Raw genomic sequence first — 19,993 nt, forward strand, 5'->3', positions numbered from 1 at the left:
AGGGTTAATTTTACCCTACTTTCCAATAGTGCTTGCTTGTACAGCAACCCGACGGCCTCTTGAGCGTCGAGATGAGCGCGCCCTTCGCGTCATCCCACTCGTTCCGCGTATCAGAGGAAGCCGTCATGACCGCGCCGGTCGCCCGAAACACCCTGCTCTTCGCCGCCTTCGCCGGTGCCGTCCTCGTCGCATCGCCCGCTTCGGCCGGCGGCTGCTACGGCTCCGAGTGCTACCGCCACGTCTCGACCCCGCCGGTGTTCGACACCGTGCAGGAGAACGTGCTGGTGCGCCCGCCCCGCACCGTCTACCGCACCACGCCGCCGGTCTACGACACCGTGTCGGAGCGGGTGATGGTCTCGCCCGGCGGCCGCTCGTGGCAGACCCGCCGCGGCCCCTACGGCGAGCTGATCGGCTGCTGGGTCACCACCCCGCCGCAATACACCGTTCAGCACCGCCGCGTGCTGGTGCAGCCGGCCCAGTCCATCCCCGAGACGATCCCGCCGGAATACGCCAGCGTGAGCCGTCGCGTCCTGGTCGCGCCGGCCCGCTCGGGCTGGGTGCCGGTCGGAGGCGGCTACGGTGGCGGCGGCTACGGTGGCGGCGGTTACGGCGGCGGCTACCAGGGCGTGGGCTACCAGGGCGGCGGCTTCGGCGGCCCGCGGATCGGCTCGATCCCGGACGCCGTCGGCATCGCCGGCGCGAGCTCGGCCGACATCGGCGTCGGCCTCGGCTTCTCCTCGGGCAGCGTCTACGACGGCTACTGATGCCCAGTCTCATGGGTCGAAACCCATGAGATCTGACGTGAACGCCACGACCTGCCGGAGCCGGCCCCCCCGGCGGGTTGATTTCGCGGAAGCTGCGCCACAGGTCCCCCCGACAAGCAGCGGGAGGCGAGCATGGCGCGGTTCAAGGCCTGGGTGATCGAGAAGGGCGAGGCCGGCCAAAACCTGTCCTTCACCGATTTCGACGAGGCCGACCTGATGGACGGCGACGTCACCGTCCGCGTCACCCATTCCTGCCTGAACTACAAGGACGGGCTGGCGATGACCGGCGCGTCGCCGGTGGTGCGCCGCTTCCCGATGATCCCCGGCATCGACTTCTCCGGCGTGGTCGAGGCCTCCGATCATCCTGAGTACAAGCCCGGCGACGCGGTGGTTCTCACCGGATGGGGCGTCGGCGAGACGCATCTCGGCGCCTACGCCGAGAAGGCGCGGGTGAAGGGCGACTGGCTTGTGCCGCTGCCCGCCGGCCTCTCGCCCGAGCAGACGATGGCGATCGGCACCGCCGGCTACACCGCGATGCTCTGCCTGATGGCGCTCGACGCCCACGGCGTGACACCGAAGGACGGCCCGGCCCTGGTCACCGGCGCCTCGGGCGGCGTCGGCTCGGTCGCGGTCGCGCTGCTGGCGCGGGCGGGCTGGCACGTGATGGCCTCGACCGGCCGCGCGGGGGAGGCGGATTACCTGAAATCCCTCGGCGCCGCCGAGATCGTCGACCGCGAGGAACTCGGCAAGCCCGGCCGGCCGCTGGGCAAGGAGCGCTGGGCCGCGGCGATCGACGCGGTCGGCTCGACGACGCTCGCCAACGTGCTGGCCCAGACCAAGGCCGACGGGGCGGTCGCCGCCTGCGGCCTGGCGCAGGGCATGGACCTGCCGACCTCGGTCGCGCCCTTCATCCTGCGCGGGGTGTCGCTGCTCGGCATCAACAGCGTGACGACCCCGCAGGCCAAGCGCCGCGCGGCCTGGGCGCGGCTCGCCGCCGAGCTCGACCTCGACAAGCTCGCGGCGATGACGAACCGCATCGGCCTCGCCGAGGTCGGCGGCCTCGGGCCCGACATCCTCTCGGGCAAGGTCCGCGGGCGGACGGTCGTCGAGGTCGGCTGAACCCGCGCGGCCTCGACTGGCCGCCCGCGGGTGATTGAGTCGGCGGCCGAACGGAACCGCGGCGCAAGCTCGGGCATTCTTGCCGCATGAGCATTGCATTCGTTCGCGAGAAGGAGGGCGGGGAAGCCTTCGAGGACCTCCCCGACCGCCCGATCTCCCCCCACACCAACTTCGTCACCCCGGCCGGGCTCGAGCAGATCGAGAAGGAGGTCGCGCGCCTCCAGGCGGAGCAGGCCAAGCTCACGCCCGACGACAAGGCCGACACCGCTCGCGTCACGCGCGACCTGCGCTACTGGACGACGCGGCTCGGCACCGCCCAGCTCGTCGAGGCGGTCGAGGGCGACACGGTGCATTTCGGCTCGACGGTGACGGTCCAGCGCGAGGACGACGCCCGCCAGACCTTCCACATCGTCGGCGAGGACGAGGCGGACCCGGCCAAGGGCTCGATCGCCTACGTCGCCCCGCTCGCCCGGGCGATCACCGGCAAGGGCGTCGGCGACGTCGTCGAAGTGAACGGGCAAGAGGTCGAGATCTTGGAGATCAAGGCCGGCTGAGCACGAGCTCGCGCGCCCGGCGCTCGGGCAGTGGCCGCCCTTCCAGCATCGGGCGCAACGCCACGACCGCGTCGCCGACGAAGTCCATGAAGGCCCGGACGCGCACCGAGTGGCGCAGGTCCGGGTGGGTCAGCATCCACAGGCTGTCGGCGAAGGGCGGCTCGGCCGACCCGATGCGGCGCAACGCCGGTCGCGCGTCGGCGCTGAGGCAGGGCAGCAGCCCGATCCCGATGCCGGCCTCCACCGCCTCGCACAGTCCGGTCACCGTGTTGAGCCGAAGCGTGATGCGCTCCGGGTCGCCGTGCTCGGCGACGAAGCGCAGGAACCGCCCGTCGCCGACCGCCTCCGACAGCGTCACCCAATCCGCCCGGCGCGGGTCCGCTTCCGCTCGGTCGGCGCGGCCGTAGAGCGCCCAGCCGAGGGTCGCGAGGCGGCGCCCGAACAGGTTGGGCGACGGGTCGTTGCTGGCGCGCACCGCCACGTCCGCGTCCCGGCGCGAGAGGTTCAGCGCGTCGTCGGACACCACCACGTCGAGGTGGATGCCCGGGCGGTGCGCGCGGAACGCGGCGAAGATCGGCATCAGCAGGTCGGTGACGAGGCCCGACGGCGCGGTGACCCGGAGCTGGCCGGTGGGTTCGGAGGCGCGCCCGGCGACCTCGCGCGCGAACTGCGACGCGGTCTCCTCCATTGCGCGGGCCGCCGCGACCATGGCGGTCCCGGCCTGCGTCGCCGCGTAGCCGGTGCGCGCGCGCTCGAACAGGCGGGTGCCGAGCGCCGCCTCGATCGCCGTCAGGCGCCGGAACGCCGTCGAGTGGTTGATGCCGAGCCGCGTTGCGGCCGCCGTCAGCCCGCCGTGGTCGGCGATGGCCTTGACCAGGCGGAAGTCGTCCCAGGGCCTCGCCATCTCTCGACCTTGCACGCATGCAAGACCGTTCTTGCAGATTGGGGCATTTGCGCAAGGCCCGGCCGGGACGATCTTGCAGCCAGGGCGAGGCGGCCGCCGATCCCGGCCCGGCCGCCCGGCCCTGCGAACGGAAGCCGACGATGACCAAGATCCTGGTGCTGTACTATTCCTCCTGGGGCCACGTGGAGACGCTTGCCCACGCCGCCGCCGAGGGCGCCCGCGAGACCGGCGCCGAGGTGCACGTGAAGCGCGTGCCCGAGCTGGTGCCGGAGGAGGTCGCGCGGCAGTCGCACTACAAGCTCGACCAGTCCGCCCCGATCGCCCAGCCCGACGAGCTCGCCGACTACGACGCGATCATCTTCGGGACGCCGACCCGCTACGGCAACATGGCCGCGCAGATGAAGCAGTTCATCGACCAGACCGGCGCCCTCTGGGCGAAGGGCGCGCTGGTCGGCAAGGTCGGCTCGGTGTTCACCTCCACCGCCACGCAGCATGGCGGGCAGGAGACGACGATCACCAGCTTCCACACCGTGCTCCTGCACCACGGCATGGTGATCGTCGGGTTGCCCTACGCGTTCCAGGGGATGAACGACGTCGGCACGGTGGCGGGCGGCACGCCCTACGGCGCCAGCACGATCGCGGGCGGCGACGGATCGCGCCAGCCGAGCGCGGTGGAACTCGACGGGGCGAAGTTCCAGGGCCGGCACGTGGCCGGGATCGCCGCCAAGCTCGCGGGCTGATCCGCGCCGGCGGCTCCGGCCATCGCGCCGGGGCCGCCTGAGGACAGCACGCAAGAAAAAAGGCTCGGATTGCTCCGAGCCTGAAAGGGAAAAGGCCATTGGGGGCTGAACTGGCCTTCGTGGATGGGAAACACCCCGCCCACGCATCGGTTCCGCGACGCGCAACAATTATTTCAGCGCGGCGCCGCGGCCCGTCCGAGGCGGTCGAGGATCGCCTCGCCGAGGCCGTCCGCGGGGATCGGCGACACCGCGATCGTCGCCGCGCCGTAGGCGTCGAGGTCGCGCAACGCCGCGAACAGCCGGGCGGCGGCTTCCGCGAGATCGCCGCGCGGGCTGAGGTTCAGCACGGCCCGCGCCTGCGCGATCCCGGCGGGCCGCGAGGCTCCGAACAGCAGCACCGCCTCGTCGGGCTCGATCGCCGTCGCATCGAGGCGCAGGCGCGCGCGCGGGGCGTAGTGCGAGGCGAGAAGCCCCGGGCCGACGGGCCGGGCCGCGGCGTCCGGCGCCGAGGCGTCGAGCGCCGTCCCGAGAACCGACAGGATCGCTGCGCGGGTGATGCCGCCGGGCCGGAGCAGACGCGGCGGCCCGCTGAGGCAGGCGATCACCGTCGACTCGACGCCGACCGGGGTCTCGCCGCCATCGAGCACGGCGGCGATCCGCCCGTCGAGGTCGGCGAGGACGTGGTCGGCCCGCGTCGGGCTGACCCGGCCCGAGCGGTTCGCCGAGGGCGCCGCGACGGGCCGCCCGACCGCGGCGAGCAGGTCGCGGGCGAGCGGGTTCGACGGCACCCGCAGCGCGACGCTCGGCAGGCCGGCCCGCGCCAGGTCGCAGACGCGGGTGCCGCCGGTCGCCGGCACCACCAGGGTCAGGGGACCGGGCCAGAACGCCTCGGCAAGGCGCAGCGCGAAGGCGTCGAAACGACCCTCGGCCTCGGCGGCCGCACGGTCCGGCAGATGCGCGATCAGCGGGTTGAAGCGGGGGCGCGCCTTCGCCGCGAAGATCCCGGCGACCGCCTCGGCGTCGGTGGCGTCGGCGCCGAGGCCGTAGACGGTCTCGGTCGGGAACGCGACGCAGGCGCCGGCCCGGATCAGGCGCGCGGCCTCCGCCACGCCCGCTCCGTCGCTGGAAAGCTGGGTCGTCGCGCCGGGCGCAGGGATTGACGCGAGATCGTTCATATATAAACCATCTCCGGCGGTGACGGCGGGGCCGGTTCGGGCGTATGCCGTCAGCGGAGGGCGTGGGCCGAAGCGCCTTTCACGGAAGAGGGGTCGGGCTGCGCGGAAAGCCGGCGGCCGGGTCTTTCGGGGGCTGCACTAACGCGGCCCCGCGGCGACGGTCAAACGAGACGCCGAGGCGCGGGCGAACCGCGCCGGGCGGGAGGACATGCCGATGAGCTACCGCGCGCCCGTATCCGAGATGATGTTCACCCTGCGCCACGTCGCCGGCCTCGACGGCGCCGGCGCGGTGAGCGTCGAGGACGCGGACGCCATCCTGACCGAGGCCGGGCGGCTCGCGGGCGACGTGCTGGCGCCGCTGAACCGCGTCGGCGACCGCCACGGCGCGACGCTTTCGAACGGCGTGGTCACCATGGCACCGGGGTTCGCCGCCGCCTACAAGACCTTCGTCGCCGGTGGCTGGAACGGGCTCACCGCCGACCCGGACCATGGCGGCCAGGGCCTGCCGCAGGTGCTCGACGCCGCCTGCACAGAGATGTGGAACGGCGCCAACCTCGCCTTCGGCCTGTGCCCGCTGCTGACCGCCGGCGGCATCGAGGCGCTGGCGGCGCACGGCTCCGAGGACCTGAAGGCGCGCTACCTCGGCAAGCTCGTCTCCGGCGAGTGGACCGCGACGATGAACCTGACCGAGCCGCAGGCCGGCTCGGACCTCGCCGCCCTGCGCACCCGCGCGGAGCCGGCCGGCGACGGCAGCTACCGCATCGTCGGCTCGAAGATCTACATCACGTACGGCGCCCACGACATGGCCGACAACGTCGTCCACCTCGTGCTCGCCCGCCTCAAGGACGCGCCGTCGGGCACCCGCGGCATCTCGCTGTTCCTGGTGCCGAAGGTGCTCCCCGACGGGTCGGAGAACGACCTGCGCTGCTCGGGGCTGGAGCACAAGCTCGGCATCCACGCCTCGCCGACCTGCTCGATGGCGTTCGGCGACCGGGGCGGCGCCACCGGCTGGCTCGTCGGCGAGGAGAATCGCGGGCTCGCCTGCATGTTCACGATGATGAACAACGCCCGCCTCGGGGTCGGGCTGCAGGGCGTCGGCGTCGCCGAGGCGGCGACGCAGCGGGCGCTCGCCTACGCCCGCGAGCGCAGGCAAGGAAAAGCGGCGGGCTCCGCCGAGGCGAGCCCGATCGTCGCCCACCCGGACGTGCAGCGCATGCTGCTGACGATGAAGGCCTACACCGCAGCCGCCCGCGGCATCTGCTACCTCACCGCGGCCGCCCTCGACGCCGCCGAGGGGCCGGAAGGCAAGGCGGCGCTCGACCGCGCCTCGCTGCTGACGCCGGTGGCCAAGGCCTTCTCCACCGACATCGCCAACGAAGTCGCCTCGCTCGGCGTGCAGGTGCATGGCGGCATGGGCTTCGTCGAGGAGACCGGCGCGGCGCAAGCGATGCGCGACGCCCGCATCCTCGGGATCTACGAGGGCACCAACGGCATCCAGGCGATCGACCTGACCGGCCGCAAGCTGCCGCTGAACGACGGAGCCACGGTGCGGGCGCAGATCGCCGCCATGCGCCGGGTCGCCGAATCCCTGCTCAAGGCCGCCGACTCCGACCTCGGTCACGCCCCGGCGCGGCTGCGCGCCGGCATCGAAGCCCTCGACCAGGCGACGAGCCATCAGCTCGCGAGCCTCAGGTCCAACCGGCCGGAGGCGGCGCTCGCCGGCGCGACCCCGTATCTGCGCCTGTTCGGCCTGGCCCAGGGCGCGGCCTGCCTCGCCCGCGAGGCGCTGGCCTCACGCGCCGCCCTGAAGGCCGGAGAGACCGACCCGGCCCATGCCGGGCGGATCGCGCTGGCGCGCTTCTTCGCCGAGAACCTGCTGCCGGCGACGGAAGGCCTGGCCCAGGTGGTGATCGACGGCGGCGGGTTTCTGGACGACGCGGGCGCGGTTCTGACGGGGTGACGTCAAGGTCCTCGCCCGTCATTCCGGGGCCGCGCAGCGGAGCCCGGAATCCAGAACCGCAGGTGGCGCCTTTTCGAGCACGGTTGGCGGCTCTGGATCCCGGGCTCGCCTGCGGCGCCCCAGGATGACGGGGTTGGGACGGAAGCGGTGCGGTTCGCGGCGCGATTTGGAACGAACCGGGGAGGCGGACATGAGCGAGCAGGTCACGATCACCGACGGAGCGGACGGCGTCCGCTCGATCGTCCTGAACCGGCCCGAGAAGAAGAACGCGCTGACCGGGGCGATGTACGACGCGATGCGCGAGGCGCTGGCCTCCGCCGACGCGTCGGACGCCATCGGGGCGGTGGTGTTCTCCGGAATGCCCGGCAGCTTCTGCGCCGGCAACGACATCGCCGACTTCGTCACGCGGGCGGAGAAGGCGTTCAGCGAAGCGCCCTCGCTCCGCTTCATCCGCCAGCTGGCGCGCACGGCGACGCCGATGGTCGCGGCGGTGGACGGGATCGCGGTGGGCATCGGCACGACGCTGACGCTGCATTGCGACCTCGTCTACGCGAGCCCGGCGGCACGCTTCCGCATGCCGTTCGTCGAGCTCGGCCTCGTGCCGGAGGCGGCCTCGAGCTACCTGCTGCCGCGGCGGGTCGGGCGCCTCAAGGCGACCGAGCTGCTGCTACTTTCCGAGATGTTCGGGGCGGACGCGGCCGAATCGCTCGGCCTCGTCAACGCGGTGATGCCCTCCGACATGCTGCTGGAGCACGCGCTCGCCCAAGCCGCGCGCCTCGCCGCACTGCCGCGGGGCGCCCTCGCCGCATCGCGAAAGCTGATCCGCGGGGATCAGGCCCAGGTCGAGGCGGCTTTGGACGCCGAGGCCGAGGCGTTCGACCGGCAGCTGCGCACGGAGGAGGCGCAGGGCGCGTTCCGGTCGTTCCTCGCCCGGTCGAAGCCCGGCCCGAGGTCGTGAAGCCGGACCTCAGCCAGAAGGTCTGCCTCGTGGCGGGCGCCTCGCGCGGCGTCGGGCGGGGCATCGCCCGGGCGCTCGGCGAGGCCGGCGCCACGGTCGTCGTCACCGCCCGCTCCAGCGAGACCGGGCCGCGCACCGAGCAGCGCTCCGAATCGATCGAGGACACCAGCCGCGAGGTCGACGCGGCCGGCGGCGACGGGCACCACTACCTCTGCGACCACACCAGCGAGCGCGCCGTCGACGAACTCGTGCACTGGACACTGCGCCGCTTCGGCCGCATCGACGTGGCGGTGTCGAGCGTCTGGGGCGGCAACGAGGGCTACGACGGCGAAAGCTACCCGGACGGGACCGGCTGGGGCACGCCGTTCTGGCGCCGGTCGGCGGAGCCGTTCGCGGAGTTCGCCCGCGTCGGCCCCTATCCCGGGCTGCTGCTCGCCCGCGCGGTGGCGCCGGCGATGGTCGCGGCCGGGTCGGGGCTGATCGCGCTGGTCTCCTTCGGCACCGCGGAGGGCTACCTCGGCGACGTCTACTACGACCTCGCCAAGGCGACGACGAACCGCCTCGCCTTCGCCTTCGGAGAGGAACTGCGCCCGCACGGCGTGACGGCGCTCGCGCTCTCGCCGGGCTTCGTGCGCACCGAGCGCGTCTGCGACCTCGGGCAGGGTGCGCTCGCCACCGAGAGCCCGCTCTACGCCGGCCGCGCCCTGGCGGCGCTCGCCGCCGACCCCGGCGTGATCGCCCGGACCGGCTTGGTGATCCACGCCGGCGACGTCGCGGCGGAATACGGTTTCACGGATGCCGACGGGACGCGGCCCGCCCGCTTCCGGATCGCGCCGTGACACGAATCCTCGACACGAACCCGCGGAGGACGCGATGACCGGCACCCTGGCCAAGAAGACCCTGTTCATCACCGGAGCCTCGCGCGGCATCGGGCTCGCCATCGGCCTGCGCGCGGCCCGCGACGGGGCCAACGTGGTGATCGCGGCCAAGACCGAGACGCCGCACCCCAAGCTCGAGGGCACGATCCATACCGCGGCCGCGGCGATCGAGGCGGCCGGCGGCCGGGCGCTGCCGCTGGTGGTCGACGTGCGCGACGAGGATTCGGTGCGCCAAGCCTTCGCACGCGCCGCGGAGACGTTCGGCGGCGTCGACATCGTGGTCAACAACGCCAGCGCGATCTCGCTGACCCCGACGAAGCAGACCGAGATGAAGCGCTTCGACCTGATGCATCAGATCAACACGCGCGGCACCTACATGGTCTCGAAATACGCGCTTCCCTACCTGGAGAAGGCGGACAACCCGCACATCCTGATGCTTTCGCCGCCCCTCGACATGGCGGAGAAGTGGTTTTCGCCGCACCTCGCCTACACCATGGCGAAGTTCGGCATGTCGCTGTGCGTGCTCGGGCTCGCGGGCGAGCTGCGCAGGTCGGGCATCGCGGTGAACGCGCTGTGGCCGCGGACCACGATCGCGACGGCCGCGGTCAACAACCTGCTCGGCGGCGAGGCCCTGATGCGGGCGAGCCGGACGCCCGAGATCGTCGCGGACGCGGCCCACGCGCTGTTTCTGAAGCCGGCTCGCGAGATCACCGGCCAATTCCTGATCGACGACACGTTCCTGTCGCAGAACGGCGTCACGGATTTTTCGCAATACCGCGTCACCGCCGGCGTGCCCCTTGCGCCGGACTTCTTCGTGCCGGATGCAAGCACGCCGCCGCCCCACGCGCTCGATTGAGCGCAAGGCAAAGAGACGCGCTCGACTGAGCGCGAAACCCAAAGACGCGCTCGCCCGAGCGCCCATCCCCAGGTTCGCCCTTCGTGATCTTCATCCACCAGCCGGTCACCGGCACCGGCCAGATGCTGCTGGAGCGCCGCCCCCTCGAACTGCAGGACGCGATCCCCGACGACACCGTCTGGCTCGACATGATCAAGCCGACGCGGGAGGAGGACCTGAAGGTCGAGGCCTTCATGGGCATCCAGGTGCCGACCCGGGAGGAGATGAAGGACATCGAGCCGTCGGAGCTGCTCTACGTCGAGGACGGCGCCCGCTACATGACCGGGCGCGTGCTCTCGAAGGTCAGCGATTCGGAGGATCCGGGGCTCGCCGGCATCACCTTCATCCTGCAGGGCCGCAAGCTGGTGACGGTGCGCTACGAGGAGCCGCAGGCGTTCCGGATGTACACCCAGCGCGCCGGCCGGGCGACCGGGAGCGGGCCGACGGGGACGCCTTCGGGCGAGACCATCCTCGCCGGCCTGATCGAGGCGGTGATCGACCGGGCCGCCGACGTGCTCCAGCTCCAGGGCGAGCGCATCGACCGGCTCTCGGGCAAGATCTTCGAGGTCCAGGACGACCCCTCCGCCCGGAACACCGCGCTCCAGGACACGCTGCGGGCGCTCGGCCGCCACGGCGACCTGATCTCCAAGCAGCGCGAGAGCCTGGTCTCGATGGAGCGCATCCTGCTCTCGCTGTCGGCCACCTACCGGACCGCCAAGGCGCCGCGCGAGCTGCGCGAGGACGTGCGCTCGACGCTGCGCGACCTGCAGTCGCTGGAAGAGCACGCGACCTTCCTGTCCTCGAAGATCCAGTTCCTGCTCGACGCGACGCTCGGGCTGGTGAACCTCGAGCAGAACAACATCATCAAGCTGTTCTCGGTCATGGCGGTGGTGTTCATGCCCCCGACGCTGATCGCCTCGATCTACGGGATGAACTTCAAGGCGATGCCGGAGCTGGAATGGAGCTTCGGCTACCCGATGGCGGTGGTGATGATGGTGGTCGCCGCCGTGCTGCCCTACGTGTTCTTCCGCTGGAAGAAGTGGCTGTAGGCTGCCGTCGCGCGCCGCGGCAGTGCGAACGTCGCGAAAGGCGAGCGTCGCGAGAAGGCGAGCGTCGCCGGCGGACAGGAGCCCCTGGGAATGTGCGGACGCTTCTTCATCGCCCAGGCGCCCGAACTCTTCGCCGAATTCTACGACTACCCCGAGCGCCCGAACTTCCCGCCGCGCTACAACGTGGCCCCGACGCAGCCGGTGCCGATCGTCGTCGGCGAGGGCGGGGCGCGGCACTTCCGGCTGGTGCGCTGGGGCTTCTGGCCGAGCTGGCTCAAGGACCCCAAGACCTTTCCGCTGGTGATCAACGCCCGGGTCGAGACCATCCTGGAGAAGCCGACCTTCCGCGGCGCGGTGCGCCACCGGCGCTGCGTCTTCCTGGCCGACGGCTTCTACGAATGGCGCCGCGAGGGCACAGGCCGCAACACCGTGCGGACGCCCTTCGCGATCTCGCGCGCGGACGGCGCCCCGATGGCGCTCGCCGGCCTGTGGGAATCCTGGCTCGGGGCGGACGGCTCTGAGATCGACACGGCGGCCATCGTCACCACCGGGGCGAACGGCACCATGGCGGCGGTCCACGACCGGATGCCGGCGATCCTCTCGCCCGAGCAGGTCGCGCCCTGGCTCGACACGCGCGACGTGGACCAGGCCGAGGCGGCGGCCCTCTGCCGCCCGTGCCCCGACGAATGGCTCCGCCTCGATCCCGTCTCCGACCGGGTGAACGCCGTGCGCAACGACGACGCGGCGCTGATCGCGCCCGTCGGGCGCCCCCGTCCGGCGCCGACGCCGCCGGACCTGCCCGCCGCAGAGAAGCCGCGCTCCAGCGACGAGGACGAGCAGGGGACTCTGTTCTAAGCGTAAGACTTCAATCACGAAAACGTGAGCGTCGGCGCTGATCCATGTTAGTGCCGTCCCGGATCGCATACGCGATCGCTTACGTCCGAAATCACGCGCTCGTGACCTCCGCCAGGATCTCACTGTTCGGGGTGTCGGCAGAACCGTCGCAGGCGCGGATGGCGCGACGTTGCGAGGCCCGGCGCTCGTTACCATCGTGCCGAGATCCGGTGCGAGCCGAAGCCGCCGACCTCCACCCGCGCGCGACGATGGATCGTATGAGTTGTGAGAGCCGGTTGATGATGGCGTCTTGGTGCGAGAAGGCGATCCTCGCCGCGCAGATACGGCAGAGTCGCCGACGGATCGGCGATGCGAACGATCTGATGGAACGGTCCCGTTCCGCGATCGAGCGGTCGCGCGCGGCGATACGATCCTCCCACACGCAGATCGCCGCGCCGACGCGGGCCACGGCGTCGGCGACGCCCGCCTCCGCCGCCCGGACGCTTCTGGCGGACATGAGCGCCGACGCGCTCGACGCGATCGTCGACGACTTCTCCGCCGCCTACCTGGAAGCGGAGGCGACGGGGAACGACGAGACCGCCGAGATCGTTCGACAGGCCCTCGTCGTCCTCGGGCGCCACCTCGCCCATGAGCTCGGGCCGAAGGCGGCCGGAGTGCAAATCAACTGATTGGCTCCGTAGGAGACCGAGCCCAAGGGGTCATCGTGTGAAGAAGCCAGGCGTTCACGAATCCCTAGCGCGCGCGAGCCTGGAGCGGATCGCGCGCACGCTCGACGAGCCGGTCAGCACATTCTTTTCGCCGGGCGAGCACGAATCCCGCGATGCCGAGACGTTGGCCCTGGTCCGCGCCTTCGATCGCATCAAGGACCCGCAGGCCCGCGCGCGCTGCCTTTCGTTCGTGACGGCCGAGGCCGACCGGTCGTAGCCGGCGCTGCGCTCCTCTCATCGCGGACATCGGGTCTACCCCTCCTGAGGCCGGGGGATGTGCCAGGTGCCGGTCATCACCAGTTCCGCGCTGTAGATCACCCCGCCGGCCTCGTTGCGCACGCTCACGGTGAAGGTGCGGTCGTCGCCGTTCGGGATCTTCTGTCGCGCCATGTCGGGCAGGGCGTCGATCGCCGTCGTGCGGGCTTCGAGCGGTCCCGGAAGGTCGAACCCGGCCTCGTCGATCACGCGGGCGTCGCCGTCGTCCGTGTCGATGTAGTAACGCATCACGCTTGCCGCTCGTCCGCGACCCCCGCGGAGAGAACCGGCCGGCGTGGACTTGGTTCTCCGACGGCGCGGACCGGACGGCGCAAGGACGACCCGGAGCGCATGCGCTCGTCGTCGTGCCGCTCGCAAGAGCGTTGTCTTCACGCGACCCGGCCTCCACCGTTCTGGAAGACGCTCCTCCTTGTCGGTGTGGTCGCGTCTTCTTCACGCGAGCCGGCGTCCACCTTGCTGGAAAACGCTTTAGCAGGCTGCTGAAAAAGTCGGGCGAGGTAGAACAATCATCTCCGAATCACACCATTTGTTAGAGAATGGGGCGGTTCTCGCGTCTCGACGGTTCTCGATCGTGGGGGCTCGGCCCGCGAGTGCCTGCGGCAGGAGAACGTCTTTCTCCATCTCGGGACTTTTTCAGCAGCCTGTTAGAGCCGGCGCCGGACAGCGACCGCCCGGCGGAACACGCCGACCATCTCGACGTGGCCCGAGTACCGGAACTGGTCGACGGGGGTGACCCGCTCCAGGCTGAAGCCGGCCGCGACGAGGGTCGCCGCGTCGCGGGAGAAGGTGCCGGCGTCGCAGCTCACGCCCACAGTGAGCGGCACCTTCGATTCGGCGATCTGCTTCACCTGCGCCTGCGCGCCCGCCCGGGGTGGGTCGAAGACGACGGCGTCGTAATCGTTGAGATCGTGGGCGAGGACCGGCCGGCGGAACAGGTCGCGGGTCTCCGTGGTGATGCCTTTCAGCCCCTGCGCGCTGCGGTAGGAGCGCTCGATGCCGGCGAGCGCGCCGGCCTCGCTCTCGACGGCGTGGACGTTGCTGACGCGGGCCACGCCCAAGGTGAAGGGGCCGCAGCCCGAGAACAGGTCGATCGCGCGCTTGGTCTTCTTCGCGAAGGCGTCGCGCACCAGCCCGGTCAGCGCCGTCTCGCCGGCCGCCGTCGCCTGAAGGAAGCCGCCCGGCGGCGGATGCAGCCGCGTATCGCCCGAGACCACGGTGACGGCCTTGCGCTCCACCACCACGTCGCCGTGCAGCGACAGCCGGGCGAGATCGAGCGCGCCGGCGAGCCGCACCAGCGTGGCGCGCACCCCCGCCTCGACGGGGCCGTGGCCGCGCAGGTCCACGTCGAGCCCGGCCTCGGTCGCGGTCACCGCGACGTCGAGGGGCTTTCGCCCGTGGCCGAGGGGGGCGCTGAGCGCCCGCGCGACCTCGGGGGCGCGGTGCAGGGCCGGCACGGTGATCGGGCAATGGTCGATCGCCACCAGGGCGTGGCTGCGCGCGGCCATCAGCCCGGCCTCGGCCCGGCCCTCGACCTCGCGGACGTGCAGGGTGATGCGGCGGCGGCCTTCGCCATGCGCATCCACCAGCGGATCGAGGGGGCGGTCGAGCCCGGCCTGCGCCAGGGCGTTGGCGACCTGCCCGGATTTCCACGCGGCGTAAGGCGCAGGCGCCAGGTGCTGGGTCGCGCAGCCGCCGCAGCGGGTGAAATACGGGCAGATCGGCGCGATCCGGTCGGGCGAGGGCGCCTCGATGCCGAGAAGCTCGCCGCGCGCGCCGTCGCGCCGGATCGCGACGCGCTCGCCCGGCAGCGCGAAGGCGATCGCGGTGCCGTCGTCGGCGATGCCGTCCCCGCGCGCGCCGAGGCGGCGGATCGTGACGGTTTCAGATTCGGTCATCGGGTCTTTCGGGGGGAGCGGCGGTGGCGCCGGCGGCGCGGGCGCCGACGAGGAACTCGGTGTTGCCGTCCCCGCCCCGGACGGGGGAGGGGATCAGGCCGAGGATCGTGAAGCCGAGGTCGGCGAGCGTCGCGCGCACCGCCTCGCACACCTCGGCGTGGACGGCTTCGTCGCGGACGATGCCGCCGCGGCCGACGCGCCCGCGGCCGGCCTCGAATTGCGGCTTGATCAGCGCGATCAACGGCGCACCCGGCGCCAGCAGCCCCGCCACAGCCGGCAGCACGAGGCGGAGCGCGATGAAGCTCACGTCGATGCCGGCGAGGCGCGGAGCGGGGTCGAGGCTGCCCGGCGCGAGGGTGCGGATGTCGGCGCCCTCGCGGTTCGTCACCCGCGGGTCGGCGGCCAGGCTCGCGTGGAGCTGGCCGTGCCCGACGTCGACCGCGGTGACGTGGGCCGCGCCGCGGCGCAGCAGAAGGTCGGTGAAGCCGCCGGTGGAGGCGCCGACGTCGAGGCAGGGCAGCCCGGCCGGGTCCACGCCGAAGGCGTCCAAAGCCGCCTCGAGCTTCAGGCCGCCGCGCGAGACGAAGGGGTGGGCGGCGGCGGCCTCGATCGCCGCGCCGGGCGGCAGCCGTTCGGAGGCGCGGGTCACGGGCCGGCCGTCGGCCCGCACGAGGCCGGCGGCGATGGCGGCCTGCGCCCGCGCGCGGCTCTCGAAATGGCCGTGCTCGACCAGCATGAGGTCGGCCCTGATCCTGTCTCGCGTCATCGGGGTTGGGTCACGGATGGTTCTGCCGCCTCGGGCGGCGCAATCGAACAAACCCCTGTCGGACGACCGGGCGAGAGCTTAACTAGCCCGACGTGGAGAGGAGAGCCATCATATGACACGCACCCTGCCGTTGCGCGCAGCCCTTATGCTCGGAGCCCTTGCGGGCTTCGCATCCGGCGCGAGCGGAGCGCTCGCGCAGACCGCGCCGGCCCCCGAGGCGGCCCCGGCCGCGGCGCCCCAGACCTTCGACGGCGAGATCAAGAACAACAAGGGCGAGCCGATCGGGACGTTGACGATCCGCGACGGCGCCAACGCGCTGGTGATGCGGATCGCGATCAAGGCCGGCGGCCTGCCGCCCGGCTGGCACGGCATCCACTTCCACGCGGTCGGCGACTGCTCCGACACCGAGAAGTTCATGAACTCCAAGGCCCACGTGAACCACGACCAGAGCAAGCACGGCCTGCTCAATCCGGACGGCCCGGACGAGGGCGACCTGCCCAACGTCTACGCGGCGGCCGACGGCTCGGTGAACGCCGAGGTCTCGAGCGAGACCCCGCTGACCGGCGACGGCGGCCTCAAGGACGGCGACGGGTCGGCGCTCATCGTCCACGCCAAGGAGGACGACCACGCCACCCAGCCGATCGGCGGCGCGGGCGACCGCATCGGCTGCGCGGTGATCAAGTAGCGCAGGCGCTTCCCTCCCCCCTGCGGGGGGAGGGAAACCTGCTACGCCCGCGCCAGCCGGCCCTTGGCGCCCAGCGCCTCCTCCACCGTGCCGTCGCCGTCGAGATAGCCGTGGACCTTCGGGTTCGGCATGATCAGCGAGGCGACGAAGGCGATGGCCAGCAGGATGGTGACGTACCAGAAGAAGCTCGATTCCATCCCCGCCTCCTTGAACCACAACGCCACGTATTCGGCGGTGCCGCCGAAGGTGGCGTTGGCCAGCGCGTAGGACAGGCCGACGCCGAGCGCGCGGACCTTGGTCGGGAACAGCTCCGCCTTCACGATGCCGCTGATGCCCGTGTAGAAGCTCACCGCCAGAAGCCCGAGGGTGATCAGGCCGAAGGCGACGTAGGGGTCCTGCGTCGCGCCGATCGCCGTCATCAGCGGCACCACCATCAGCGTGCCGAGGCCGCTGTAGAGCAGCATGTTGGCCTTGCGCCCGATCCTGTCGGACAGCGCGCCGAAGGCCGGCTGCACCAGCATGTAGACCAGCAGCACCGCGGTCATCGTGCGCGAGGCGGTGCCCTTGTCGAAGTGCGCGGTGTTGACGAGGTACTTCTGCATGTACGTGGTGAAGGTGTAGAACACCAAAGAACCACCAGCCGTGTAGGCCAGCACCACGCAGAACGCGCGCCAATGCTTGGCGAGCTCGGAGAAGGTGCCGGCGTTCTCCTTGTCGGAGCCCGCGGTCTCGGCGAGCGAGCGGCGCAGATACAGCGCGACGACGGCCGCACCTGCGCCGATGAAGAACGGGATCCGCCAGCCGTAGCTGTGGAGCTGGGCCTCGGTCATCGCGAACTGCAGCACGATCAGCACCAGCGAGGCGAGCAGCTGACCGCCGATCAGCGTCACGTATTGGAACGAGGCGAAGAAGCCGCGCTGACCCTTGAGCGCGACCTCGCTCATGTAGGTGGCGCTGGTGCCGTACTCGCCGCCGACCGAGAGGCCCTGGAGCATGCGCGCCAGCAGCAGCAGGACGGGGGCGGCGGCGCCGACGGTCTCGTAGGTCGGCAGCAGGCCGATGAACAGCGAGCCGACGCACATCATCATCACGGAGATGACCATCGAGGTGCGGCGCCCGACGCGGTCGGCGATGCGCCCGAACAGCCAGCCGTCGATCGGCCGCATGAAGAATCCCACGGCGAAGATGCCGGCGGTTTGCAGTAGCTGGCTGGTGGAGTCGCCCTTCGGGAAGAACGACGAGGCGAAGTAGATCGCGAAGAAGGCGTAGCAGTAGAAGTCGTACCACTCGACCAAGTTACCCGAAGACGACGCGACGATCGCCTTGATGCGGCGGCGGCGGTCGGCCGCCACGTCTTCGGCGGATGGCGCGATCCCGATCGAGTCGGACATGCTGGCTCCCTGTCTCCGTCCTTGGGACGGCGCATTCTTGATACCGGCGAAGTTACAGGCGGGGAGGGGAGCCGCCTAGGGTGCGAAACCCTTCGGGCGGGACGGCCCACCGCCGCCGTCACACGCGTCTCGCGACGGCGTCTCGCACCCTCGCTCGGGCGGCGCGGCACGACGGAACGCTTTCCGGCACTGTGCCGTTTCGGGCCGGTGACGTCGCCGGTCGGCGAAGGACGCGGCCTTTCATCAAGAATGGGACGGATTCGAACGCCATGAACAAGATCTTTCGCGGAACGGTGACGGCCGCGGTCCTGGTGCTGGGTACGGCGACGGCCTTCGGCCAGGGCGGCCCCGGCGGTGCGGGCGGCGGTGCGGGCGGCGGCGCGGGTGGCCCCGGCGCCGGTGGTGCCGGCGGTCCGGCCGGCGGCGGCGCGGGCGGCCCTGCGGGCGGCGGCATGCGCGGCGGCGCCCCCGGTGGTGGACCGGGCGGTGCCGGCGGCGCGATGCGCGGCAACGATGCCGGCGGTGCGGGCGGCGGCGCGGCCGAGCGCGGCGGACCGGGCGGCGGCGCCGACCGGGCCGGACCGGGCGGAGCCGAGCGCGGCGGTGCGATGCGCGAGGACGGTCCGGGCGGCAAGCCCGGCGCGCGCGACGACAAGGCGGGCGCGCGCGGTGACCGCGACGGCGCGCGCGAAGGACGTGGCGACCGCGACGGTCCTGGCGCCCGTGACGGCCGGGGTGATCGTGACGGCCCCGGAGCCCGCGATGGACGTGGCGACCGCGACGGACCGGGCGCTCGCGGCGAGCGTGACGGACGTCCCGATCGCGGCGCCCGCGGTCCGCGTGGCGGCGGCGAGGCCCGAGGCGCCTACGGGCGTCTCGGCGGCGCCGAGCGCACCCGGTTCCGCCAGGACCTGTTCCGCAGCGGCGTGCCGCGGCTGGCGGCCGGCGCCTTCGCGCTCACGGTCGGAACGGCCATCGCTCGCAGCTACGAACTGCACCGGCTCCCGCCGGCGATCGTCGAGCTGGCCCCGGAATACGAGGATTACAGCTACGTCCTCGTGGACGACGACATCGTCATCGTCGATCCGGACACCTACCAGATCGTGGACGTGATCCGCGGCTGAGGCCGAAAGAAGCGCCGCCTGCCCCCTCTCCCATAGGGAGAGGGTTGGGGTGAGGGGTGTGACATCTCCGGAGAGGTCACGCCCCTCATCCTGTCCTTCTCCCACTGGGAGAAGGACCCCGCGATCGATCGAGCACGCCGACGACCGCACGTTACCTGCCTGGCGAAAAGTTACGTCCCGCGGTCCATCATCCGCGAGACCACCCGCGCGGTGTAGTCCACCATCGGGACGATGCGGGCGTAGTTGAGCCGGGTCGGGCCGATGACGCCGACCACGCCGACGATCGTCTGCGAACCGTCGCGGAACGGGGCGGCGATCAGCGAGGAGCCGGAGAGCGAAAACAGCTTGTTCTCCGAGCCGATGAAGATCCGTACCCCGTCGCCGCCCTCGGCGCGGGCGAGCAGGTCGATCACGTCCTTCTGCGTCTCGAGGTCCGAGAACAGCAGCCGCATCCGCTCCAGATCCTCGATCGCGCGCAGGTCGTCGAGCAGGTTGGCCTGGCCGCGCACGATCAGCTGGCGTGCCTCGGTGGGCCCGACCGAGACGGCAAGCCCGGCGTCGACCAGCCGCTCGGTGATGGCGTCGAGCTCGCGCTTCATCGCCTGCCGGCCCGCTTCGATCTCGGCGCGCAGGCCCCCGAGGGTGCGGCCGTGCAACCGGGCATTGAGGTAGTTCGAAGCCTCCTGCAGCGCGCTCGCGGGCAGGCCCGGCGGCAGGTCGAGCAGGCGGTTCTCCACCGAGCCGTCGTCGGAGACGAGCACCACCAGGGCGCGGGCCGGGTCGAGCCGCACGAACTCGATGTGCTTGAGCTGCACGTTGGTCTTGGTCGTCAGCACCACGCCGGCGCCGCGCGAGACGCCCGAGAGCAGGCTCGACGCCTCGGCCAGCACCGACGCGAAGGTGTGGCCGGAGGCGGCGGCGCGCATCTGCGCCTCGATCCGCTCCTGCTCCTCGCGCCCGACGTCGCCGAGCTCCAGCATCGCGTCGACGAAGAAGCGCAGGCCCAGCTCCGTCGGCAGGCGCCCGGCGGAGGTGTGCGGGGCGAAGATCAGCCCGGCCTGCTCCAGGTCGGACATCACGTTGCGGATCGAGGCCGGCGACAGGGCCATCGGCAGGATGCGTGCGAGGTTGCGCGATCCCATCGGCTCGCCGGTGGACAGGTATCCCTCGACGATCTGTCGGAAGATCTCGCGGGCGCGCTCGTTCAGCGCGGCGAGCGCCTGCACCTGCGGAGGTTGGGAAATGGATCTCGAAAACTCGGTCACGCGCGGTTCCTGCCCGGCGATTGTGTCCCGGCG

Annotated in this window: 21 protein-coding genes; 14 read left to right on the forward strand and 7 right to left on the reverse strand. The window is 71.8% G+C overall.

Translation table 11 applies throughout. The features are described from left to right. Positions 1-125: 125 nt before the first annotated feature. The 3 genes from MFF13_RS21020 (at position 126) to greA (ending at position 2,437) form a co-directional block, all read left to right on the forward strand. A complete protein-coding gene (locus tag MFF13_RS21020) occupies positions 126-764 on the forward strand; it encodes a hypothetical protein (protein WP_147831045.1) in 639 nt (212 codons plus the stop codon). A gap of 132 nt (positions 765-896) precedes the next feature. Further along, a complete protein-coding gene (acuI, locus tag MFF13_RS21025; protein ID WP_147831043.1) occupies positions 897-1,883 on the forward strand; it encodes an acrylyl-CoA reductase (NADPH) in 987 nt (328 codons plus the stop codon). Between the two features lie 86 nt (positions 1,884-1,969). Continuing rightward, entirely contained in the window at positions 1,970-2,437 is a 468-nt protein-coding gene (gene greA, locus MFF13_RS21030) for a transcription elongation factor GreA (protein WP_147753384.1), read from the forward strand. Here greA and MFF13_RS21035 read toward each other — a convergent pair. Beyond that, positions 2,424-3,341, reverse strand: coding sequence for a LysR family transcriptional regulator (locus MFF13_RS21035; protein WP_238272879.1), 918 nt, complete (start codon positions 3,339-3,341; stop codon positions 2,424-2,426). The genes greA and MFF13_RS21035 overlap by 14 nt on opposite strands. A 140-nt stretch (positions 3,342-3,481) precedes the next feature. Here MFF13_RS21035 and wrbA point away from each other — a divergent pair, with 140 nt between their 5' ends. Continuing rightward, a complete protein-coding gene (gene wrbA, locus MFF13_RS21040) occupies positions 3,482-4,081 on the forward strand; it encodes an NAD(P)H:quinone oxidoreductase (protein WP_147753386.1) in 600 nt (199 codons plus the stop codon). Between the two features lie 173 nt (positions 4,082-4,254). Here the strand turns inward: wrbA and MFF13_RS21045 are convergent, their stop codons facing one another. Next, positions 4,255-5,256 (reverse strand): L-threonylcarbamoyladenylate synthase, encoded by a 1,002-nt coding sequence (locus MFF13_RS21045; RefSeq protein ID WP_147831037.1) that lies wholly within the window; start codon positions 5,254-5,256, stop codon positions 4,255-4,257. Between the two features lie 214 nt (positions 5,257-5,470). Here MFF13_RS21045 and MFF13_RS21050 point away from each other — a divergent pair, with 214 nt between their 5' ends. From MFF13_RS21050 to MFF13_RS21085, 8 genes are all read left to right on the forward strand, one after another. After that, positions 5,471-7,216: an acyl-CoA dehydrogenase family protein gene (locus MFF13_RS21050; protein WP_238272880.1), complete on the forward strand. Its 1,746-nt coding sequence runs from the start codon at positions 5,471-5,473 to the stop codon at positions 7,214-7,216. Between the two features lie 190 nt (positions 7,217-7,406). Further along, a complete protein-coding gene (locus MFF13_RS21055) occupies positions 7,407-8,174 on the forward strand; it encodes an enoyl-CoA hydratase-related protein (protein WP_238272881.1) in 768 nt (255 codons plus the stop codon). A 29-nt stretch (positions 8,175-8,203) separates the two neighbouring features. Further along, the gene (locus MFF13_RS21060) at positions 8,204-9,013 is read left to right on the forward strand and encodes an SDR family oxidoreductase (RefSeq protein ID WP_147753768.1); all 810 of its coding nucleotides are present in this window, start codon (positions 8,204-8,206) and stop codon (positions 9,011-9,013) included. 34 nt (positions 9,014-9,047) lie between these two features. Continuing rightward, on the forward strand, positions 9,048-9,908 hold the full coding sequence (locus MFF13_RS21065) for an SDR family oxidoreductase (protein WP_147753764.1): 861 nt from the start codon (positions 9,048-9,050) through the stop codon (positions 9,906-9,908). Between the two features lie 83 nt (positions 9,909-9,991). Next, positions 9,992-10,996, forward strand: a complete 1,005-nt coding sequence (locus tag MFF13_RS21070; RefSeq protein WP_147753763.1) for a magnesium transporter CorA family protein — start codon at positions 9,992-9,994, stop codon at positions 10,994-10,996. Positions 10,997-11,086: 90 nt separating this feature from the next. Next, a complete protein-coding gene (locus tag MFF13_RS21075; protein WP_147831031.1) occupies positions 11,087-11,851 on the forward strand; it encodes an SOS response-associated peptidase in 765 nt (254 codons plus the stop codon). A 50-nt stretch (positions 11,852-11,901) separates the two neighbouring features. Beyond that, positions 11,902-12,519: a hypothetical protein gene (locus tag MFF13_RS21080; protein ID WP_147831029.1), complete on the forward strand. Its 618-nt coding sequence runs from the start codon at positions 11,902-11,904 to the stop codon at positions 12,517-12,519. A 37-nt stretch (positions 12,520-12,556) separates the two neighbouring features. After that, complete coding sequence (locus MFF13_RS21085) at positions 12,557-12,775, forward strand: hypothetical protein (protein ID WP_147831027.1); 219 nt, start codon at positions 12,557-12,559, stop codon at positions 12,773-12,775. 35 nt (positions 12,776-12,810) lie between these two features. Here the strand turns inward: MFF13_RS21085 and MFF13_RS21090 are convergent, their stop codons facing one another. The 3 genes from MFF13_RS21090 to MFF13_RS21100 all read right to left on the reverse strand — a co-directional run bounded on the left by MFF13_RS21090 (position 12,811) and on the right by MFF13_RS21100 (position 15,495). Then, positions 12,811-13,062, reverse strand: coding sequence for a DUF6894 family protein (locus MFF13_RS21090; RefSeq protein ID WP_238272902.1), 252 nt, complete (start codon positions 13,060-13,062; stop codon positions 12,811-12,813). A gap of 416 nt (positions 13,063-13,478) precedes the next feature. After that, entirely contained in the window at positions 13,479-14,729 is a 1,251-nt protein-coding gene (locus tag MFF13_RS21095) for a class I SAM-dependent RNA methyltransferase (RefSeq protein WP_147831025.1), read from the reverse strand. Then, entirely contained in the window at positions 14,716-15,495 is a 780-nt protein-coding gene (locus MFF13_RS21100; protein WP_147753758.1) for a TlyA family RNA methyltransferase, read from the reverse strand. Before MFF13_RS21100 ends, MFF13_RS21095 begins: the two co-directional genes overlap by 14 nt. Positions 15,496-15,607: 112 nt before the next feature. Here MFF13_RS21100 and MFF13_RS21105 point away from each other — a divergent pair, with 112 nt between their 5' ends. Next, positions 15,608-16,180, forward strand: coding sequence for a superoxide dismutase family protein (locus MFF13_RS21105; protein ID WP_147753757.1), 573 nt, complete (start codon positions 15,608-15,610; stop codon positions 16,178-16,180). 41 nt (positions 16,181-16,221) lie between these two features. On the opposite strand, the gene MFF13_RS21110 is transcribed toward MFF13_RS21105, so the two are convergent. Next, a complete protein-coding gene (locus MFF13_RS21110) occupies positions 16,222-17,571 on the reverse strand; it encodes an MFS family transporter (protein ID WP_238272882.1) in 1,350 nt (449 codons plus the stop codon). Between the two features lie 269 nt (positions 17,572-17,840). On the opposite strand from MFF13_RS21110, the gene MFF13_RS21115 reads away from it, so the two are divergent. Then, entirely contained in the window at positions 17,841-18,695 is an 855-nt protein-coding gene (locus tag MFF13_RS21115) for a DUF1236 domain-containing protein (RefSeq protein WP_238272883.1), read from the forward strand. A gap of 170 nt (positions 18,696-18,865) precedes the next feature. Here MFF13_RS21115 and hrcA read toward each other — a convergent pair whose 3' ends face one another. Then, positions 18,866-19,960 (reverse strand): heat-inducible transcriptional repressor HrcA, encoded by a 1,095-nt coding sequence (hrcA, locus tag MFF13_RS21120; protein WP_147754542.1) that lies wholly within the window; start codon positions 19,958-19,960, stop codon positions 18,866-18,868. Between the last annotated feature and the right edge of the window lie 33 nt (positions 19,961-19,993).

It is taken from the genome of Methylobacterium cerastii, assembly GCF_022179125.1.
Classification (GTDB): Bacteria; Pseudomonadota; Alphaproteobacteria; order Rhizobiales; family Beijerinckiaceae; genus Methylobacterium; species Methylobacterium cerastii.

Coding starts and splice junctions, on each gene's coding strand:
- MFF13_RS21020 (WP_147831045.1), top strand. CDS start 126: ATGACCGCGCCGGTCGCCCGAAACACCCTGCTCTTCGCCGCCTTCGCC.
- acuI (WP_147831043.1), top strand. CDS start 897: ATGGCGCGGTTCAAGGCCTGGGTGATCGAGAAGGGCGAGGCCGGCCAA.
- greA (WP_147753384.1), top strand. CDS start 1,970: ATGAGCATTGCATTCGTTCGCGAGAAGGAGGGCGGGGAAGCCTTCGAG.
- MFF13_RS21035 (WP_238272879.1), bottom strand. CDS start 3,341: ATGGCGAGGCCCTGGGACGACTTCCGCCTGGTCAAGGCCATCGCCGAC.
- wrbA (WP_147753386.1), top strand. CDS start 3,482: ATGACCAAGATCCTGGTGCTGTACTATTCCTCCTGGGGCCACGTGGAG.
- MFF13_RS21045 (WP_147831037.1), bottom strand. CDS start 5,256: ATGAACGATCTCGCGTCAATCCCTGCGCCCGGCGCGACGACCCAGCTT.
- MFF13_RS21050 (WP_238272880.1), top strand. CDS start 5,471: ATGAGCTACCGCGCGCCCGTATCCGAGATGATGTTCACCCTGCGCCAC.
- MFF13_RS21055 (WP_238272881.1), top strand. CDS start 7,407: ATGAGCGAGCAGGTCACGATCACCGACGGAGCGGACGGCGTCCGCTCG.
- MFF13_RS21065 (WP_147753764.1), top strand. CDS start 9,048: ATGACCGGCACCCTGGCCAAGAAGACCCTGTTCATCACCGGAGCCTCG.
- MFF13_RS21075 (WP_147831031.1), top strand. CDS start 11,087: ATGTGCGGACGCTTCTTCATCGCCCAGGCGCCCGAACTCTTCGCCGAA.
- MFF13_RS21090 (WP_238272902.1), bottom strand. CDS start 13,062: ATGCGTTACTACATCGACACGGACGACGGCGACGCCCGCGTGATCGAC.
- MFF13_RS21095 (WP_147831025.1), bottom strand. CDS start 14,729: ATGACCGAATCTGAAACCGTCACGATCCGCCGCCTCGGCGCGCGCGGG.
- MFF13_RS21100 (WP_147753758.1), bottom strand. CDS start 15,495: ATGACGCGAGACAGGATCAGGGCCGACCTCATGCTGGTCGAGCACGGC.
- MFF13_RS21105 (WP_147753757.1), top strand. CDS start 15,608: ATGACACGCACCCTGCCGTTGCGCGCAGCCCTTATGCTCGGAGCCCTT.
- MFF13_RS21110 (WP_238272882.1), bottom strand. CDS start 17,571: ATGTCCGACTCGATCGGGATCGCGCCATCCGCCGAAGACGTGGCGGCC.
- MFF13_RS21115 (WP_238272883.1), top strand. CDS start 17,841: ATGAACAAGATCTTTCGCGGAACGGTGACGGCCGCGGTCCTGGTGCTG.